A 19,244-nucleotide genomic window follows, 5' to 3' on the forward strand; every position below is an offset into this window, starting at 1 on the left:
CACCCTCGGAGCCGCCATCACCTGCTACAAGAAACTCACCAAGTGAGACAAGCTCTAACTTAGCGGTATTGCCCGCCGGCGAGGCATTCTTTTAATCTTTTGTCTTTTGGTGCCTGGGTCCCCGGCGCTGGCGCGCCTGCTGAGCGGCCCCACCCCCGCCCCGATCCTTGATCGTTTAACGGTTGGCTCACCGCGTCAAGGGCGCCTTCGGCGTCGCTTCGCGATGGCTTCGCCACCCTTGACACGGTGAGCCAACCGCTAATGAGGCTGGGGATCGGTGTGGGGGTGGGTGTGGGCGGTGGCGCCGCTCGCGTTTGCGTTGCCGGGTGACGGTTGTGTTGTGGGGGCAAAAGAAGAAGGCGCCCTCCTCCCTGTGGGGTGAGGGCGCCTTTTGCCTTCGGATCAGTCGAATGCCCTGGCGATCAGGGCCTTCTGCTCGACCTCGTGCACCTTGGACGAACCGGCGCTCGGGGCGGCCATCGGGCGGCGGGAGACCACGTCGAGGCCCGAGAGCAGCTCCGGCAGCTTGCGCGGCAGGTGCAGGCCGAAGAACGGCCAACCGCCCTGGTTCTCCGGCTCCTCCTGGACCCAGGTCACCTGCGGCGAACCCGTGTACCGCTCCAGCGCCGCACGCAGCTTCTTGATCGGCAGCGGGTAGTACTGCTCGATCCGCACGATGGCGACGTCGTTCGCTTCACGCTTGGCGCGTTCCGCGACCAGCTCCCAGTAGAGCTTGCCCGATGTCAACAGCACCTTCCGGACCTTCGCCGGGTCCACCTGCGCGTCGTCGATCACGGACAGGAACTTCGACTGGCCGGTGAAGTCCTCGACGGACGACGTGGCCGCCTTGTTGCGCAGCATGGACTTCGGGGTGAAGACGATCATCGGACGACGGATCCCGTCGAGCGCGTGCCGGCGCAGCAGGTGGAAGTAGTTCGCCGGGGTGGACGGCACCGCCACCGTCATCGAACCCTCCGCGCACAGCTGCAGGAAGCGCTCGATGCGGCCCGACGTGTGGTCCGGACCCTGGCCTTCGTGCCCGTGCGGCAGCAGCAGCACGACGTCGGACAGCTGGCCCCACTTGGCCTCACCGGACGAGATGTACTCGTCGATCACCGTCTGCGCGCCGTTGACGAAGTCGCCGAACTGCGCCTCCCACAACACCAGCGCGTCCGGGTTCGCCACCGAGTAGCCGTACTCGAACCCGACGGCCGCGTACTCGGACAGCGCCGAGTCGTAGATCATCACGCGGCCCTGGTTCTCGCCCAGGTTCTGCAGCGGCGCGTACTCCCTGCCGTTCTTGCGGTCGATCAGCACCGAGTGCCGCTGCGTGAACGTGCCACGCCGCGAGTCCTGCCCGGACAGCCGGACCAGCCGGCCCTCGATCGCCAGCGAACCGAACGCCAGCAGCTCGCCGAAGGCCCAGTCGATACCGCCCTCGCGCGCCATCTTCGCGCGGCGCTCCAGCACCGGCTTGACCCGCGGGTGCGGGTTGAAGCCGTCGGGCACGTTCAGGAACGCGTCCCCGATGCGCTCGATCACCTCACGCGACACGGCCGTCGGCACCTTGGCCGGGACCTGCTGCTCCTCCTCGACCGACGGGCTCGCCTTCGCCGGGTGCTTCTCCAGCTCACGCACCTCGTTGAAGACGTGCTCCAGCTGGCTGGAGAAGTCACGCAGCGCGGCCTCGGCCTCTTCGACCGAGATGTCGCCGCGGCCGATCAGCGCCTCGGTGTAGGTCTTCCGCACCGAGCGCTTCGTGTCGATGATGTCGTACATCGCCGGCTGCGTCATCGACGGGTCGTCGCCCTCGTTGTGGCCGCGGCGGCGGTAGCAGATCATGTCGATGACGACGTCCTTGTTGAACGCCTGCCGGTACTCGACCGCCAGCTTCGCCACCCAGTGCGCCGCCTCCGGGTCGTCCCCGTTCACGTGGAAGATCGGGGCCCCGATCATCTTCGCCACGTCCGTCGCGTACTGCGAGGACCGCGCGTGCTCCGGCGCGGTGGTGAAACCGACCTGGTTGTTGATGATGATGTGCACGGTGCCACCGGTGCGGTACCCGCGCAGCAGCGCCAGGTTCAGCGTCTCCGCCACCACACCCTGGCCCGCGAACGCCGCGTCACCGTGCAGCAGCACCGGCAGCACGGTGAAGCCCTGGCCGTCCTGGTCGCCCTTGTCGAGGATGTCCTGCTTCGCGCGGACGATGCCCTCCAGCACAGGGTCCACGGTCTCCAGGTGCGACGGGTTCGAAGCCAGCGACACCTTCGTCTCGCCGTCGCCGAACATGCGGAAGTACTTGCCCTCCGCGCCCAGGTGGTACTTCACGTCACCGGAACCGTGCGCCTGCCCCGGGTCCAGGTTGCCCTCGAACTCGCGGAAGATCTGCGAGATCGGCTTGCCGACGATGTTCGCCAGCACGTTCAGGCGGCCGCGGTGCGGCATGCCGATGACGACCTCGTCCAGCTCGTGCTCGGCGGCCTTGTCCAGCACGGTGTCCAGCAGCGGGATCACCGTCTCGCCGCCCTCCAGCGAGAACCGCTTCTGGCCGACGTACTTGGTCTGCAGGAAGGTCTCGAACGCCTCCGCGGCGTTGAGCTTCGACAGGATGTACTTCTGGACGTTGGGGTCCGGCTTCGCGTGCGGCACCTCCACGCGGTCCTGGATCCAGCGGCGCTCCTCCGGGTCCAGGATGTGGGTGTACTCGACACCCACCGTGCGGCAGTACGAGTCACGCAGCACGCCCAGCACGTCACGCAGCTTCATCCGCTGCTGGCCGGCGAACCCGCCCACGGCGAACTCGCGGTCCAGGTCCCACAGCGTCAGGCCGTGCGACAGGACGTCGAGGTCCTCGTGGCGGCGCTGGCGGTAGTTCAGCGGGTCGGTGTCGGCCATCAGGTGGCCGCGCATCCGGTAGGCGTCGATCAGCTCCAGCACGCGGGCGGTCTTGTCGATCTCGCCCTCGGGGATGTCCTCCACCCAGCGGATCGGCTCGTACGGCAGCCGCAGCGACGTGAAGATGTCGTCGTAGAAGCCGTCCTCGCCGAGCAGCAGCTCGTGGATGCGCTTGAGGAACTCGCCCGACTCCGCGCCCTGGATGATGCGGTGGTCGTACGTCGAGGTCAGCGTCATGATCTTGCTGATGCCCAGCTCGACCAGGGTCTTCTCGCTGGTGCCCTCGAAGTGCGCCGGGTACTGCATCGCGCCGACACCGATGATCGCGCCCTGGCCCGCCTGCAGCCGCGGCACGGAGTGGTTCGTGCCGATGCCGCCTGGGTTGGTCAGCGAGATCGTGGTGCCGGAGAAGTCGTCGGCGGTGAGCTTGTTGTTGCGCGCCTTCTTGACGATGTCCTCGTAGGCCTGCCAGAACTGGAGGAACGACATGTTCTCCGTGTTCTTGATGGAGGCCACCACGAGGGTGCGGGCGCCGTCCTTGCCCTTCATGTCGATGGCGAGGCCGAGGTTCACGTGCTCCGGCGTGACGGCGAACGGCTTCCCGTCGATCAGCTCGTAGTGCCGGTTCATGTTCGGGAAGTCGCGCAGCGCGCGGACCATCGCGTACCCGATGAGGTGCGTGAACGAGATCTTCCCGCCGCGGGTGCGCTTGAGGTGGTTGTTGATGACGATGCGGTTGTCCGCCATCAGCTTCGCCGGGACGGCGCGCACACTCGTCGCGGTCGGGACGCTCAGCGAGGCGTCCATGTTCTTGGCGATCGCGGCGGCGGCGCCACGCAGCTGCTTGGTCTCCGGCTCGCTCTTCGCGGCGGCCGCGGTGGCCTGCGGCTTCGCGGCGGCGGGCTGCGGCTTGGCGGCGGGCTTGGCCGGGGCGGCCTGCGGCTTCGCGGGGGCCTCGGCCTTGGCGGCGGGCTTCGCGGGTGCCTGCTTCGCCTGGCCGTTGGACGGCTGCGGGGCCTGCGTGGCCTGCGGCGCGGCGGCGGTGTCCGGCTTGGTCTCCGGCGTCTGCGTCGGCTTGAAGTCGGAGAAGAAGTCATGCCAGGCGGCGTCTACTGAAGAGGGGTCGGCGAGGAACTGGTCGTACATCTCCTCGACGAGCCATTCGTTGGGGCCGAACTGTGACGCAGGGCTGCTGCTGGACACGGCAGGGACTCGCCTCTATCCATCTCGATCTTGGTTGTCCGCTTGATGCGCCTACCAGGCTAACCCCCCGGCGATCCGGGTTGTGATCGAAGTGGTGCATTCCCGTGGCACCGGGGTTTGGGATTGCTCACTTGATCGATGCAGGCGGCGCTGCGCCTGCTACTGGACGCCTGCTCCCGCCTGCGGGAACCTGGCACAGCCCGGCTGCGTCGGTAAGGAAGACGAAAGGGGACCGGTGGTGGCTGACCTCGGCGACGTGGAGCGCATGGTCGACGACTGGGAGCGCGACGCCAAGGAGAAGGCGGCCCGCTACCAGCGGATGCAGCAGGAGGTCCAGGGCATCTCGATCACCGGCTCGGCGGCGGGCGGCGCGGTCAGCGTCACCGTCGGCAGCAACGGGATCCCCACGGGCGTCGCGATGACGGACGCCGTGCGCAAGCTCAGCCCCGACGAGATCGCGGCCGCCGTGCTCACCGCCATGCAGCAGGCGCAGTCCCGCTATCCCCAGCGGATCCGGGAAATCCTCGCGGAAACCGTGGGGGACGACGAAACGAGCAGGCACCTCGTGGCCACCGCGGAGGAGAACTTCCCGCCGCCGCCCGAGGAGGAGCCGCCGCCCCCGGCGCCCGGCAGGCAGCTGCGCATCGAGACCGAGGCCGACGACGCCACCCCACCCCCACCGCCGCCACCGCGCCCGAAGCCCAGGCCCCGCGACGACGGTGACGACGACTTCGGCGACCAGACCTTCCTGCGGCGCGACTAGAAGGGGGAGTTCCCATGGCGGAGGGTTACGAGGTACTCACCGACGAGCTGACGACGCACGCCGGGAAGGTGGACGCCCTCGCCGACCGGCTGAGCACCGCCGTGCAGGCGGCGCAGCAGGTCAGCATGGACAACAGCGCGTACGGCGTCATCTGCCAGCCCTTCGCGTTGCTGCTGGACCCCTTCGAGCAGCTCGGTGTGCGGGCGCTGCAGAGCGCGCAGGAGTCCGTCGCCGAGACCGCGACGAAGGTGCGGGACACGGTCCAGACCTACGAGGGCCAGGACCAGACCACCGGTGACGCCATCAAGACCCTCGGCGAGCCCCTGAATGGCTAACCCGCTCGTCGCGCAGGCGCAGTCGCAGACGACGGCGGTCACGGGGATCGGGATCGCGGAGTCGGCGGTCGATCTGGCCAATGGGGTGAAGGACGGGTCGTGGGTCGAGTTCGGTATGGGCGCGCTGGGTGTGGGCATGGAAGCGCTGTCCATGGTGGTGGATCCGATCGGCACGTTGGCGCAGTACGGGGCGTCGTGGTTGATCGAGCACGTGCAGCCGTTGAAGGAGGCGCTGGACTGGTTGGCGGGGGATCCGCCGGTGATCCAGTCGTTCGCGGACACGTGGGCGAATGTGGCGCAGGAGGTCGGCGCGGTCGCGGGTGATCTGTCGAATGAGACGGTCAACGGCACCGCAGGCTGGACGGGTGAGGGTGGGGATGCGTATCGGGCGCATGTGGCGGAGCAGAGTGACGCGATCGCGGGGGCGGCGACGCTGGCGGATGGCATCTCCACGGGTGTGATGGTGATGGGCCAGGTCGTGGCGATGGTGCGGGAGACCGTGCGGGATCTGGTGGCCGAGCTGGTGGGCAAGTTGATCTCGTGGGTGCTGGAGGAGGCGTGCACGCTGGGGTTCGCGACGCCGTTGGTGGCGGCGCAGGCGACGACGGCGATCACGAACGCGATCAGCAAGGTGTCGGATCTGATCCGGAAGCTGGTCAAGACGATCGGGAACGTGACGCCGAAGATCCGCAAGATCGTGGACAAGCTCGGTGAGATCATCGAGAAGTTGTCGAAGCTGGGCCGCAAGTTCGCCCGTCGTGCGGATGGGGCGACGTTGCCCTCGGGGGCGAAGTCGATCGACACGCCGGAGTTGCACGCCCCGGACGCGCCACACACACCACACACCCCGGACGCCGACCTGCCGGGCACCCACGCCGGCGACGGCACGACGCCCGGTTCCGCCGACACGCCGTCGAGCCGTCCCACGGATCCGGCGGACACGAAGACGCCGGAGAACGCGCGGGTCTGCGAGAACGACCCGATCGACGTCGCGACCGGCGAGATGGTGCTGGGGCAGACCGACGTGGAGCTGCCCGCCGTGCTGCCGCTGGTGCTGCGCCGCACCCACGTCTCGTCGTACCGCGCGGGCCGGTCGTTCGGGCGCAGCTGGGCGTCGACGGTGGACCAGCGCGTGGAGGTCGATTCGGCGGGCGTCGTGTACGTCGCCGAGGACGGGATGCTGCTGGTGTACCCGGCGCCGCCCGCCGACGGTGTGGTGCTGCCCGAACTGGGGCCGCGCTGGCCGCTGTCGCGGAGCGAAGACGGCGGGTTCACCGTGGAGCGGCGGGAATCGGGGCAGCGGCTGCATTTCGCTCCCGGCACCGGGCTGCTGCGGGAGGTGGCCGACCGCAACGGAAACCGGATCACCTTCGACCGTGACGCCGCCGGGACGCTCACCGCGGTCCGGCACTCGGGTGGTTACGAGCTGGCCGTCGACACGTCGGCCGGGCTGATCACCGCGCTGTCCCTGCGCAACCCGCACGGCGAGGACATCCCGGTGGTGCGCTACCGCTACGACGACGCCGGGCGCCTGACCGAGGTGCTCAACTCGTCCGGCGCGCCGCTGCGGTTCGACTACGACCTCGCGGGGCGGATCACGCAGTGGACCGACCGCAACGGCGAGTGGTACCGCTACCGCTACGACGAACGTGGCCGCTGCGTGGCGAACGAGGGCTCGGGCGGCTTCCTCGACGGCACGTTCGAGTACGAGGACGGCGTCACCCGCTTCACCGACGCGCTGGGCCACACCACCGTCTACGAGGTGAACGAGCGGCGGCAGGTCGTCGCCGAAACCGACCCGCTGGGCCACCGGACCACGCAGGAGTGGGACGAGTTCGACCGCCTGCTGTCCCGCACCGATCCACTGGGCCGCACGACGACGTACCGCTACGACGAGGAAGGCAACCTCACCACCATCACCCGCCCCGACGGCACCCAGGCACTCGCCGAGTACGGCGAAGCGGGGCGGCCGGTCGTCACGATCGACCCGGACGGCGCGGTGTGGCGGCGGACGTACGACGCGGCGGGACGCGTCACGTCGGTCACCGACCCCACCGGGGCCACCACGCACTGCGAGTACGACGGCACGGGGCAGCTCGTCAAGGTGACCGACGAGCTGGGCCGCGTGCACCGCACGGAGACCGACGCCGCCGGCCTGCCGGTCGCCGAGATCGACGTGCACGGCAGCGTCACCCGCTACCGGCGCGACCAGTTCGGGCGGATCGTCGAGATCACCGACCCCACCGGCGCGACGACGACGATGACGTGGACCGTCGAGGGCCGCCTGCTTTCGCGCGTGAACGCCGACGGCGGCGTCGAGCGGTGGCGGTACGACGGTGAGGGCAACCAGGTCGAGTACGTCGACGCGCTGGGTCAGGTCACCCGGATCCGCAGCACGCACTTCGACCTGCCCGCCGCGCACCTCCGGCCCGACGGCAGCAGCCTCACCTTCGCCTACGACCCGGCGCTGCGGCTGAAGTCGGTCACGGATTCCCGAGGCCAGGTCTGGCGCTACGAGTACGACGCCGCCGGCCGCCTCGTCTCGGAAACCGATTTCAACGGGCGCACCGTGCGCTACCGGCACGACGCGGCGGGCCAGCTCGTCGCACGCACGAACGGCAACCAGGAGGAGATCACCTACCGGCGGGACCCGCTGGGCAACGTCGTCGAACGCGGCTACGGGGACGTGGTCGAGACCTTCGAACACGACCCGGTGGGCCGCCTCGTCCGGGCGCGCAACGCGGACGCGGACCTCGTGCTCGTCCGCGATGCCGTGGGCCGGGTGCTCGCCGAAGGCAGCAACGGCCGGGTGGTCACGTCCGAGTACGACCGGATCGGCCGTCGCACACTGCGGCGCACGCCGACCGGTGCCGAAACCGTGTGGCAGTACGGGATCGGCGGGCGGCCCGACGCCCTGCGCACCGCCGGGCACACCATGACGTTCGGCTACGACGGCGCGGGGCGGGAGACCGAGCGCCTCCTCGACAGCGGCACCGTGATCGCGCAGTCCTGGGAGCCGGGCGGGCGGCTGGGGAGCCAGACCGTGTCCGTGGTGGGCAGCGCGCGGCACCAGTCGCGGGTCATCCAGCAGCGCCGCTACCACTACCGGCCCGACGGGCACCTGGCCGGGATCGACGACCTCCTCGCGGGCAACCGGTCGTTCACGCTCGACCCGGCGGCCAGGATCACCGCGGTGACGGGCACGGGCTGGACCGAGCGCTACGCCTACGACGCGGCGGGCAACGTCACCTCCGCCAGCTGGCCGGACCCGTCCGGTGACGCGCAGGGGTCGCGCCAGTACTCGGGTTGTGCCGTCACGCAGGCGGGCAACGTGCGCTACCGGTACGACGCGCAGGGCCGCGTGATCATGCGCTCCCGCAAGCGGTTGTCCGCGAAACCGGAGACGTGGCACTACACCTGGAACGCCGACGACCGGCTGGTCGAGGTGGTCACGCCGGACGGCACGCGCTGGCGCTACCTGTACGACCCCCTCGGCAGGCGGATCGCGAAGCTGCGGCTCGCCGGTGGCGTGGTGGCGGAGCGGATCGACTTCTGCTGGGACGGCATGGTGCTCGCCGAGCAGATCCACTCCGACGGCACGGCCACGACCTGGAACTGGGAGCCGGGCACGTTCCGCCCCGTCTCGCAGGTCGAGCGGAGCGCGCGCGACCAGCAGTGGTTCGACCGGGAGTTCTACTCCATCGTCACCGACCTCGTCGGCAGCCCGACCGAGCTGGTCACCCCCGACGGCGCGCTCGCGTGGCGCCGGCGGTCCACGCTGTGGGGGCTGGACCTGCCGGGCGGCGGGGACGGCGCGGACACCCCGCTCCGGTTCCCCGGGCAGTACTACGACCGCGAATCAGGCCTGCACTACAACCACTTCCGGTACTACGACCCGGCCACCGGCCGCTACACCGCGATCGACCCGCTGGGGCTGGCGCCCGCGCCGAACCCGCAGGCGTACGTGCCGAACCCGACCGCCGCCATCGACCCGAGCGGCCTCACGCCGTGCCAGACGTTCTACAGCGTGCAGAGCAGGCAGGACGCCGACCGGCTGATCGACAACGGGGGCGAGCCCTGGCCGTCCGGGGTGGACTCGAACGGCAGGCCGCGCGCGGAGCTGGGCGAGGGGCTTTACGCGTGGGAGACGAGGGAACAGGCGGAGCGGTACCTCGACGTGATCAGCCGCCGGGAGGGCGCGCCCACGATGGAGATCGTCGAGCACCGCATCCGCGGCGAGGACTTCGACCGGCTGCGCTCGGCGGACATGAGCACGATGGACGACGACGCCGCCACCGAGCTGTGGCTGTCCGAAGGCAACCACGACTACGACCACATCCGGCGCGTCACCGGTAGGTTCGGGCCAGAGCACTACTTCCGGAGCAGCGTCTACCACCTGTTCCAGAGCACGAGGAGTTCCGGATGACCCGCTACGGCGAGTTCCGCCTGCAGCGGCAGAAGGGCGGCGTCGGCTACTTCGGCCAGGTCCGGGTGCGCGTCGTACCGGGGCCGGCCGAGGTGGTCTGGACCGCGCCGCCGGAGGACCGGACCTCCCTGCAACCCCGCGAGGACGCGGAGTTCGTCGAGGCCGCGCTCGCCGGGGCGCGTGACGGGGTCGAACTCGTGCGCTCGCTGGGGGTGGACGTCGGCGAGCGGGTGGAGGTCGTGCACGCGCAGCTGGACCTGAAGGACATCGAGGAGAGCGCGGTCCGCGCCGCGGCGGCCCTCGCGGTGGGTGAGGCGTACGGCGTCGGCGACCGGCTGGTGCTCGACTTCCGTGACGGCTGGTTCGTCCGGACGGTGTGATGGCTCCTGGCTTGGCCGAGCAGGTGGAGCTGATCCGGCGGCTCGTGGCGGGGGATCTCGGCCCGGAGGAGTTCGCGGGCCGCTGGCTCGCGGCGCGACGCCGTGCGCTCGAGGCGGGCGAGCGCGTGCCGTTGCCGCTCGAGCGGCTGCTCGACGAAGTGTTCTTCGCCGTCGAGGACTACGTGCCGCAGCCGGAACTGCGCGATCCCGGCGAGTTGTCGGGCCCGGAGCTGGTCGAGCGGGTGCAGGCGGTCGCCGGGCGCGTGGAGGAGTACGTGCGGCACGTCTCACCTGGCGGAGATCGGGGCGGAGCGGAGGCGCCATCCGCGTAGCCTGGACCTCCGGGAGGTGGCGATGGACCTGGTGGCGCAGCTGCGGACGGTGGTGCCCGCCGAGCACGTGCTGGACGACCCGGACGTGGTCGAGGGGTACCTGCAGGACCACGCCGAGTGGGCCGAGTACGGCAAGGCCCTCGCGGTGGTGCGGCCCCGCGGCACGGAGGAGGTCCAGGCGGTCGTCCGGTTCGCGGGCGAGCACCGCGTGCCCGTCGTGCCGCGCGGCGCCGGGACCGGGCTTTCCGGTGGCGCCAACGCGATCGAGGGCTGCATCGTGCTGTCCTTCGAGGCGATGGACCAGGTGCTGGAGATCAACCCCGCCGAACGGCTCGCCGTCGTGCAGCCGGGCGTGGTGAACGACGACTTGCGCGCCGCCTGCGCGGTGCAGGACCTGTGGTATCCGCCGGATCCCGCGAGCGCGCCGTGGTCGACCATCGGCGGCAACGTCGCGACCAACGCGGGCGGCCTGTGCTGCGTGAAGTACGGCGTGACGCGGGACTACGTGCTGGCGCTGGAGGTCGTCACCGGGCGCGGCGAAGTGGTCCGGCTCGGGCGCCGCACGGCCAAGGGCGTCGCCGGGTACGACCTGTGCGGGCTGATGGTCGGCTCCGAGGGCACGCTCGGCATCATCACCGAGATCACCGTGCGGCTGCGGCCGAAACGCCCCGCCGAGCGCACCATCGCCGGGTACTTCGACTCCGTCGTCGCGGCGGGCGAGGCCGTCAGCGCGGTGTCGGCGTCCGGGGTGATCCCGTCGGCGCTGGAGCTGGTCGACAAGCGGTGCCTCGAAGCGGTCGACGCGTGGAAGAACATGGGCCTGTCCACCGAAGCGAACGTGGTGCTGCTCGGCCGCGTCGACACGCCGGGCCAGGCGGGCGAAGACGAGGCGCGCACGGTGCTGCGTTGCTTCGAGGAGGCCGGCGCCACGTGGGCCGCGCTGTCCTCCGACGAGCAGGAGGCCGAAGCGCTGTTCGACGCGCGGCGCCTGGCGTACCCGGCGCTGGAGCGGCTCGGCCCGGTGCTGACCGAGGACGTGTGCGTACCCAAGGCGCTGGTGCCGGAAATGCTGGCGCGCATCGAAAAGACGGCCGCCGCGCACGACACGCTCATCGCGAACATCGCGCACGCCGGTGACGGCAACCTGCACCCGCTGCTGATCACGCCGATCGGCGACGAGGACGCGAAACGCCGTGCGCAGGCGGCGTTCGAGGACATCATCGCCGACGCCATCGAGCTCGGCGGCACCGTGACCGGCGAGCACGGCGTCGGCCTGCTCAAGCGCGGCGGGCTGCGCCGCGAGGTGAGCCCCGCGGTGCTGGACCTGCACCACGCGGTCAAGACAGCGCTCGACCCGCTGGGAATCCTCAACCCCGGCAAGGTCTTCACGACGACGACGTAGCCGAGGACGACTCGTACGACGGGGACGACGGCGGTAGCCAGATCGGGCTCGGGCAGTTCCCCGTCTCCTCGCCGATGCTGTTGATTTCGGCGTTGCTGCGCGGGTCCGAGCCGTAGTCGATCACGTCGGTGCACCGCGGCCGGGAGGACCGGCTGGTCGACGGCGTGCTCGTGACGCCGACGTCGCTGGACCGGACGCTGGTGTGCCCCGCCGTGCTGGACGGCGGCGCGCTTCCGGTGCCGACCGCGGGGGCGGAGTTCGTGGTCGTGCTGCCCGTGTCCACGCTGGAAGTCGTCGTCGTGGGCGGGGCCGTCACGACGGGTGGGCGCGGTACCTCGCCGACCGGGGGCGGGCCGGCGGTGAACCCCCGCAGGGCGAACCCGCCCGCACACAGCCCGCAGACGAGGAGCACGCACGCGGCGATCGTGCCGCCGCGGCGCAGCAGGACGCGGCGGCGGCCGCGGCGCAGGACGTCCTGCAGGTGGTCACCGGGCGGCGGTCCCTCCCCGGCGACGGCCTCCTTCAACGCCAGGCCCAGCTCTTGCTCGTCAGCCCACATTTTGGTCCTCGAGGGTCTCGGCCTGTCGCGCGTACTCGCGCCGGAGCGCCGTGAGGCCGCGTGCGGTCTGGCTCTTCACCGTGCCTTCGGAACAGTTCAGCGTCTCGGCGACGTCCTCGACCGTCAGGTCGTACACGAACCGCAGCACCAGGACGGCGCGTTGCCGGGGCGGCACCGCCAGCAACGCCTGCCGCAGCGCGGCCCGGTCGTCACTGCGGGCGATCTCGTTCGGCCCCGGTTCCCCCGGCGGTGGTTCGGCGACGGGGTGTTCGCGTTCCCGGCCCCGGCGGCGGGTGTCCAGGAAGGTCCTGGTCAGCACCGTGCGCAGGTAGGCCTTCCCGGTCTCGTGCCGGATGCGGCGCCACTGCGCGTACACCCGCACGAACGCCGCCTGCGCGAGTTCCTCGGCCTGGCTCCAGTCGCCGCACAGGGCGTACGCGACGCGTCTGGCCCATTCGAAGGAGGCCGTGTAGAACTCGGCGAAGTCGTCCTGTTGTGCCACGGAAGTCCCCCCGCCGCCGATGTCACCGCACAGACGCGGAACCGGCGGCGGGGGTTGCACGGTGTGCGGGAGAACTACCCGTGGTTGCCCGTCCGCCACAGTTGGGCGTAGTGCCCGCCTGCCGCGAGGAGTTCCTCGTGGGTGCCCTGCTCGACGACGCGGCCGTGGTCGAGCACGACGATGCGGTCGGCGCGGGCGGCCGTCGCGAGGCGGTGGGCCACCACGAAGGTCGTGCGGCGGCGGGCCAGGTTCTCCGTCGCCCGCAGGACCGCGCCCTCCGTGGACGGGTCGAGTGCCGCGGTCGCCTCGTCGAGCAGCAGGACGTCCGGGTCCACCAGCTCGGCCCGCGCCAGCGCGATCAGCTGCCGTTGCCCCGCCGACAACGACTTCCCGCGTTCGCCGACCGATTGCCGGAAACCCGACGGCAGAGCGGCCACCCCGTCGAGCGCCCCGACCGCGCGCACGGCGGCCTCCACCTCCGCGTCGCTCGCCGACGGGCGGCCGTACCGCACGTTGTCGGCGACCGTGCCGGAGAACAAGTGCGCCTCCTGCGGCACGACACCCATCCGGTGCCGCAGCCCGGGCAGGTCGTAGTCCCGCACGTCCACGCCGTCGATGCCGACCTTGCCGCTCGTCGCGTCGTAGAACCGCGCGACGAGCTTCACCGCGGTCGACTTGCCGGCACCCGTGGCGCCCACCAGCGCGACCGTCTCACCCGGCGCCACCTTGAGCGAGATGTCCGCCAGCGCCCGGGTTTCCGTGCCCGCGTAGGCGAAGTCCACGGCGTCGAACGTGACCTCGCCACGCAACCGCTCCGGCACGGGCACGGGGTGCTCGGGCGGCGGGACGGACGTGGGCGTGCGCAGCAGTTCGCCGATGCGGCGCAGGCCCACCTTCGCCTGCTGGTACCCGTCGAACACCGACGACAGCTGCTGGATGGGCGAGAAGAACAGGTTGAGGTACAACAGGAACCCGAGCAGCACCCCGACCGGCAGCGTGCCGTCCGCGACCCGGTTCGCGCCCGCCACCAGCACCACCGCCTCCGCGACCCCGGAAAGCATGGTGACGAACGGGAAGTACGTCGCGACGTACCGCTGCGCCCGCAGCCGCGACCGGCGGTAGGCGTCGCTGCGGGAGGCGAAGTCCTCCGCCGAGCGCTCCTCGCGGCTGTACGCCTGCGCGACACGAAGCCCGCTCACGTTCTCCTGCATGTCGGCGTTGACGACGCTGACGCGCTCGCGCGCCTCGTTGTACGCGGCGGTCGCGAGCTTGCGGAAGACGACCGTCGCGACGACCAGGATCGGCAGCACCGACAACGCGTACAGCGCCAGCGAAGCGTCGGTGACGAGCAGCGCCGCCGAGATGCCGACCAGGGTGAGCGCGCTGATCACCGCCTGCGCGACCCCGGTCTGCAGGAACGTCGACAGCGCGTCCACGTCCGTCGTCATCCGGGTCATGATCTTCCCGGACAGCTCGCGCTCGTAGTAGTCGAGCCCGAGCCGCTGCAGGTGCGCGTAGCTGCGCACGCGCAGCGAGTACAGCACGGTCTCGCCCGCCTTCGCGGTGAGCCGGGTCTGCGTGGCGATGACGAGCCAGTCCAGCGCGATGATCACGGCGCCGATGGCCGCCGTCAGCCAGATCACCGACTCCACGCCCGGCCGCACGCCGTGGTCCACCCCCTGCTGGTACAGCGCGGGCAGCGCGATCGAGGCGGCCGCGTCCAGCCCGACGAGCACGACCACCGCGGTGAGCAGAGCCCGTACGGGCCGCAGCAGCCCGGCGAGCCGGAACCGCGGATCCGGCTTCGTGACCTCGTCGGCGTCCAGGGCCGGGACGTCCGTGGCGGGCGGCAGTTTCCGGACGCCTTCGAGGAGTTCCTCCGTCGGCGGCACGTCGAACGCGCCGCGCATACCGCCCATCCCACCGCCCGAAGGCGCGGCGGCGGTCCGTTGCTGGGCCGCGTCCGCGAGCTGCGCGGCGTCGTCCTGCTCGGCGGGCTCGGGCCACAGCTCCGGGGTGATCCCGGTGTCCGGGTGGCGCACGCATTCGCGGCGGTGCTTCTGGTCCACACCCTCACCGGGCCCGGACACCAGCTCCCGGAACAGTTCGCAGCGCTCCTCCAGCTCCTCCGCCGTACCCACGTCGACGACGCGGCCCGCGTCCAGCACGGCGATGCGGTCCGCCAGCGCGAGCGTCGACCGCCGGTGCGCGATGAGCAACGTCGTGCGGCTCGCGGTGACGGCACGCAGCGTGTCGTGGATCGCGGCCTCGGTCACGGTGTCCACCGCCGAGGTCGCGTCGTCGAGGATCAGCACCCGCGGATCGGTCAGCAACGCCCTGGCCAGCCCGAGCCGCTGCCGCTGCCCGCCGGACAACGTCAGCCCGCGCTCGCCGACGAGCGTGGCGTAGCCCTGGGGCAGCTGCTCGATGAACTCGTGCGCCTCGGCTGCCTTCGCCGCGGCGATGACCTCCTCGTCGCCGGCGTCCGGGCGCCCGTAGGCGATGTTGTCGCGCACGGAGGAGGAGAACAGGAACGCCTCCTCGAACACCACGCCGATCGCCCGGCGCAGGTCGGCCAGGCGCACGTCCCGCACGTCGTACCCGCCGAGCCGGACCGAACCCGAGTGCACGTCGTAGAACCGGGGCAGCAGCAGCGAGATCGTGGACTTGCCGGACCCGGCCGTGCCCACCAGCGCCAGCGTCTCACCCGGTTTCGCCGCCAGCGTCAGGCCGTCGAGCACCGGTTCGGCACGGGTGTAGCCGAACTTCACGTCCGCCAGCTCCACGCCGAGCGGGCCGTCCGGCAACGGCCGCGCGTCCGGCTTGTCGCGGACCTCGGGCTGGGCGTCGATCAGCTCGTACACGCGGTCCGCGCCCGCGCGCGTCAGCTGCGCCTGCACCACCACCGAGGACAGCATCCGCGCCGGGCCCACCAGGCCCGACACGTAACTGGCGAACGCGAGAAAAGTTCCGAGCGTGACCTCGCCCCGCAGCGCGAGGATGCCGCCCAGCGCGAGCACGGCGACCTGACCCGCCGCGGGCAACGCCGACGTCGTCGCCGTCGGCACCGCCGACAGCCTCGCCGCCCGCAACCGCTCCGCGAACAGCCGTTTCGCCGCCCTCTCCAGCCGCGAAACCTCCCGCGCCTCCTGGCCGAAGCCCTTGACCACGCGCACCCCGGTGACGGTCTCCTCGACGTGCTGCGCCACGTCCGCCGCCCGCTGCTGCGCCGACCACGTCGCCGGGAACAACCGCTTCCGCGACCGCGCCGCCACGAACGCCACCGCGGGCACCACCACCAGCGCGATCACCGTCAACAGCGGCGACATCCACAGCATCGCGGCCAGCGAGAACACCGCGAACACCACCGAACCCGCCGACAGCGGGACCATCATCAGCAGCGACACCACCAGCTGCAGGTCCGTGATCGCGCGCGACACCACCTGCCCCGTGCGCAGCGAATCCTGCTTGCCACCGTCCAAACGCGACACCGCGCCGAACACCGCGCGCCGCAGGTCGTGCTGCACGTCCAGCGCCAGCCGCCCGCCCACGTACCGGCGCACGAACGCCGTCGCGAACATCAGCACCTGCACCCCGACGAGCCCGCCGGCCAGCAGCCCCAGGTTCCCCGTGTGCCCGCTCACGGCGTCGTCCACCGCCGCCCGCACGAACAGCGGGCTCACCGCCTGGAAGCCGACGCTCACCACGGCCGCGGTGAGCGACAGCACAACCAGCCAGGGGTGCCGCCAGCACGCGGCACCCAGTCTGCGGATCCAGCCGGTCTTCGGTTCAGGAGGAGCAACGGTCACAAGGCTCCAGACTATGCGTGCTCGCCGCCCCGTGGCGGCGGCTCCACATCGGACAGGCCCGCGACGACTCCGGCGAACGGGTGAAAACCGGCACCGCCGCCGGCCGCCGTCGCACGCAAAACCGCACTTCGTCGGGGAATCACGACGTCCCGCCGCGGGGTGTGAAGAAGTATTTCCGCCAAAACGCCGACCCCGTGCAGCGAACTCGCCGCCGACCACCTAAGCTGTTGTTGGCGGCCCGCTCCCAGTGACCCCCAGGCTGGTTGAGCGGGCCGCCCCTGTTCGCGCTGTCGCGCTTCCCATCTGGCGCTCAACGTCGCGACCTTTTTGGGGGTCGGACCCCCAAACCCCCGCCAGGGGGCTTCGCCCCCTGGACCCCCATACCGCTGGGCGCGTCGTGTGCCTGGCCGACGGTTGAACGGCGTTTTATTGCAGGAAATCTGTTAGTGGGGTGTGGGGGAGGGTGTGGGCTGTGGCTACTGGGGCGTTTGTCAGGTGGCCTTGGTGGGTGTTCAGGCCTTTGGCCAGTGCGGTGTTCGTCGTCAGGGCCTGGTGCCAGCCTTGGTCCGCCAGTGCCAGCGCGTAGGGGAGCGTGACGTTCGTCAGGGCCTGCGTCGACGTGGTGGGGACCGCGCCCGGCATGTTGGCCACGCAGTAGAAGAGCGAACCGTGCACCTGGTAGGTCGGGTCGTCGTGCGTGGTGGGGTGCGAGTCGGCGAAACAGCCGCCCTGGTCGATCGCGATGTCCACCAGCACACTGCCCGGCTTCATCCGCGCCACCAGGTCGTTCGAGACCAGCTTCGGGGCCTTCGCGCCCGGGATCAGCACCGCGCCGACCACCATGTCCGCCTGGACCACCGACTCCTGGATCGCGAACGCCGTCGACGTCACCGTGCGGATCCGGCCACCGAACTCCTGGTCGATCTGACGCAGACGGTCCACATTGGTGTCGAGGACCTCCACATCGGATCCCAGCCCCAGCGCGACGCGAGCGGCGTTCAGGCCCGCCACGCCACCGCCGATCACGACGACCTTCGCCGGGCGCACCCCGGGCACCCCGCCTGGCAGCACACCCCGGCCACCCGAGGGCTTCATCAGCGCGTAGGCACCCACCTGCGGGGCGAGGCGGCCCGCCACCTCCGACATCGGGGCCAGCAACGGGAGCGCGCCGTTGTCGGTCTGGACCGTTTCGTACGCGATCGCCGTGGTGCCCGAGTCCAGCAGCGCCTGCGTCAGCGGGCGGTCCGCCGCCAGGTGCAGGTAGGTGAACAGGACCTGGCCCGACCGCAGGCGCGGGTACTCCTCGGCGATGGGCTCCTTCACCTTGAGCACCAGTTCGCCCTCGGCCCACACCTCGTCCGCGGTCGCGAGGACCTTCGCGCCGGCCGCGGTGTAGTCGTCGTCACTGATGGCGGAGCCCACCCCGGCCTCCGTCTCGACGAACACCTCGTGACCGCGGCGGGTCAGCTCGTGCACGCCCGCCGGGGTCAGCGCCACCCGGTACTCGTGCTTCTTGATCTCACGGGGGACGGCGATACGCACGGGATCCTCCTGCTTTCGCTCCTGCGGCGTCGGTGCTGACCACGGTGCTGCACCCGGCCCGCGGTGTCATCGTCCGCCCGCGACAATCCTCGCGCCAGGGGATGGTTCCCGCACGACAGCGGAGTTGACCTCCACCTAACTGGAGGATGCAGGGTGGAGGTCATGAGAGCGGTGTGGTTGAGGGAGTTCGGTGGTCCAGAGGTGCTGCGGGCGGGCGAGGCGCCCGATCCGGTGCCGGAGCCGGGGCAGGTGCTGATCACGGTGGCGTTCGCCAACACCACCTTCGTCGAGACGCAGTTCCGCGCCGGCGGGATGAACCCGTTCGGGGTGCGGCCACCGGTCATCCCCGGCAACGGCGTCGGCGGCGTGGTGACGGCCGGGGCGGACGGGAACCTCGTGGGCAGGCAGGTGGTGACTTCGACCGGCGGCACCGGGGGTTACGCCGAACGCGTCGCCGTGCCCGCGCGTGACCCGTTCCTGGTGCCCGACGGGCTCGCGCTCGACGCCGCGGTCGCCCTGCTGGCGGACGGCCGCACGGCCAAGGCGCTGGCCCACACCGCCGCGCTGGAGCCGGGGCAGCGGGTCCTCGTCGAAGCGGCGGCGGGCGGTGTCGGCAGCCTGCTCGTGCAGCTGGCGAAGAACGCGGGTGCCACGGTGGTCGCCGCGACGGGACCGGGCAAGGTCGATGTGGCGCGGGAGCTGGGGGCGGACGTGGCGGTCGACTACTCCCGGCCCGGCTGGGCGGAGGAAGCCGGGGAGGTCGACGTCGTTTTCGACGGCGTGGGCGGCGAAACCGGCGCGACGGCGTTCTCGCTGCTGCGCCGCGGCGGCCGGCTCGTGATGTACGGCCTGGCGAGCGGCGCGTGGACCCCCGTCTCCGACGACGACGCGGCCGCGAAGGGCGTCACGCTCCACCGCGGCCTTTCGTACCAGCCGGACGAAATGCGTGCCTTCACCGAAGCCGCGCTCGCGGACGGCGCCGCCGGGAAGCTGACCCCGCTCATCGGGCAGCGCTTCCCGCTGGAGCAGGCGGCCGACGCGCACCGGGCCATCGAAAACCGCGCCACGGTGGGAAAGACGCTGCTGGTGGTCTGAA

At 71.1% G+C, this 19,244-nt stretch carries 12 protein-coding genes; 7 read left to right on the top strand and 5 right to left on the bottom strand.

What is annotated here, in order from left to right; translation table 11 throughout:
- Positions 1–402: 402 nt before the first annotated feature.
- On the bottom strand, positions 403–4,098 hold the full coding sequence (locus tag ABFX51_RS35415) for a multifunctional oxoglutarate decarboxylase/oxoglutarate dehydrogenase thiamine pyrophosphate-binding subunit/dihydrolipoyllysine-residue succinyltransferase subunit (RefSeq protein WP_346056366.1): 3,696 nt from the start codon (positions 4,096–4,098) through the stop codon (positions 403–405).
- 238 nt (positions 4,099–4,336) lie between these two features.
- On the opposite strand from ABFX51_RS35415, the gene ABFX51_RS35420 reads away from it, so the two are divergent.
- The 6 genes from ABFX51_RS35420 to ABFX51_RS35445 are packed head-to-tail and all read left to right on the top strand — an operon-like array spanning position 4,337 to position 11,736.
- On the top strand, positions 4,337–4,861 hold the full coding sequence (locus ABFX51_RS35420) for a YbaB/EbfC family nucleoid-associated protein (protein ID WP_091517263.1): 525 nt from the start codon (positions 4,337–4,339) through the stop codon (positions 4,859–4,861).
- 14 nt (positions 4,862–4,875) lie between these two features.
- The gene (locus ABFX51_RS35425; protein WP_346056367.1) at positions 4,876–5,196 is read left to right on the top strand and encodes a type VII secretion target; all 321 of its coding nucleotides are present in this window, start codon (positions 4,876–4,878) and stop codon (positions 5,194–5,196) included.
- On the top strand, positions 5,189–9,622 hold the full coding sequence (locus ABFX51_RS35430; RefSeq protein WP_346056368.1) for a DUF6531 domain-containing protein: 4,434 nt from the start codon (positions 5,189–5,191) through the stop codon (positions 9,620–9,622). The genes ABFX51_RS35425 and ABFX51_RS35430 overlap by 8 nt, the downstream gene beginning before the upstream one ends.
- Positions 9,619–10,002 carry a hypothetical protein gene (locus ABFX51_RS35435; protein WP_346056369.1) on the top strand — a complete coding sequence of 128 codons (384 nt, stop codon included), beginning with the start codon at positions 9,619–9,621 and terminating at the stop codon, positions 10,000–10,002. Before ABFX51_RS35430 ends, ABFX51_RS35435 begins: the two co-directional genes overlap by 4 nt.
- Entirely contained in the window at positions 10,002–10,334 is a 333-nt protein-coding gene (locus tag ABFX51_RS35440; RefSeq protein ID WP_346056370.1) for a hypothetical protein, read from the top strand. The genes ABFX51_RS35435 and ABFX51_RS35440 overlap by 1 nt, the downstream gene beginning before the upstream one ends.
- A 22-nt stretch (positions 10,335–10,356) precedes the next feature.
- Positions 10,357–11,736, top strand: a complete 1,380-nt coding sequence (locus ABFX51_RS35445) for an FAD-binding oxidoreductase (protein ID WP_346056371.1) — start codon at positions 10,357–10,359, stop codon at positions 11,734–11,736.
- On the opposite strand, the gene ABFX51_RS35450 is transcribed toward ABFX51_RS35445, so the two are convergent.
- The 4 genes from ABFX51_RS35450 to ald all read right to left on the bottom strand — a co-directional run bounded on the left by ABFX51_RS35450 (position 11,720) and on the right by ald (position 18,148).
- The gene (locus ABFX51_RS35450; protein WP_346056372.1) at positions 11,720–12,295 is read right to left on the bottom strand and encodes a hypothetical protein; all 576 of its coding nucleotides are present in this window, start codon (positions 12,293–12,295) and stop codon (positions 11,720–11,722) included. The genes ABFX51_RS35445 and ABFX51_RS35450 overlap by 17 nt on opposite strands.
- Positions 12,285–12,797 carry a SigE family RNA polymerase sigma factor gene (locus tag ABFX51_RS35455; RefSeq protein ID WP_091504805.1) on the bottom strand — a complete coding sequence of 171 codons (513 nt, stop codon included), beginning with the start codon at positions 12,795–12,797 and terminating at the stop codon, positions 12,285–12,287. The genes ABFX51_RS35450 and ABFX51_RS35455 overlap by 11 nt, the downstream gene beginning before the upstream one ends.
- A gap of 74 nt (positions 12,798–12,871) precedes the next feature.
- Positions 12,872–16,606, bottom strand: a complete 3,735-nt coding sequence (locus ABFX51_RS35460) for an ABC transporter ATP-binding protein (RefSeq protein WP_346056373.1) — start codon at positions 16,604–16,606, stop codon at positions 12,872–12,874.
- Between the two features lie 426 nt (positions 16,607–17,032).
- A complete protein-coding gene (ald, locus tag ABFX51_RS35465; RefSeq protein WP_346056375.1) occupies positions 17,033–18,148 on the bottom strand; it encodes an alanine dehydrogenase in 1,116 nt (371 codons plus the stop codon).
- Between the two features lie 162 nt (positions 18,149–18,310).
- Here ald and ABFX51_RS35470 point away from each other — a divergent pair, with 162 nt between their 5' ends.
- The gene (locus tag ABFX51_RS35470; protein WP_346056376.1) at positions 18,311–19,243 is read left to right on the top strand and encodes a zinc-binding dehydrogenase; all 933 of its coding nucleotides are present in this window, start codon (positions 18,311–18,313) and stop codon (positions 19,241–19,243) included.
- Position 19,244 lies beyond the last annotated feature (1 nt).

The sequence above is a fragment of the Amycolatopsis dongchuanensis genome (genome assembly GCF_039542405.1).
GTDB classification, from domain to species: domain Bacteria; phylum Actinomycetota; class Actinomycetes; order Mycobacteriales; family Pseudonocardiaceae; genus Amycolatopsis_E; species Amycolatopsis_E sacchari.

Bases quoted from the DNA above. Each gene is read 5' to 3' on its own strand.
- ABFX51_RS35425 (WP_346056367.1), top strand. From the start codon at position 4,876: ATGGCGGAGGGTTACGAGGTACTCACCGACGAGCTGACGACGCACGCC.
- ABFX51_RS35430 (WP_346056368.1), top strand. From the start codon at position 5,189: ATGGCTAACCCGCTCGTCGCGCAGGCGCAGTCGCAGACGACGGCGGTC.
- ABFX51_RS35435 (WP_346056369.1), top strand. From the start codon at position 9,619: ATGACCCGCTACGGCGAGTTCCGCCTGCAGCGGCAGAAGGGCGGCGTC.
- ABFX51_RS35440 (WP_346056370.1), top strand. From the start codon at position 10,002: ATGGCTCCTGGCTTGGCCGAGCAGGTGGAGCTGATCCGGCGGCTCGTG.
- ABFX51_RS35445 (WP_346056371.1), top strand. From the start codon at position 10,357: ATGGACCTGGTGGCGCAGCTGCGGACGGTGGTGCCCGCCGAGCACGTG.
- ABFX51_RS35450 (WP_346056372.1), bottom strand. From the start codon at position 12,295: ATGTGGGCTGACGAGCAAGAGCTGGGCCTGGCGTTGAAGGAGGCCGTC.
- ABFX51_RS35470 (WP_346056376.1), top strand. From the start codon at position 18,311: ATGAGAGCGGTGTGGTTGAGGGAGTTCGGTGGTCCAGAGGTGCTGCGG.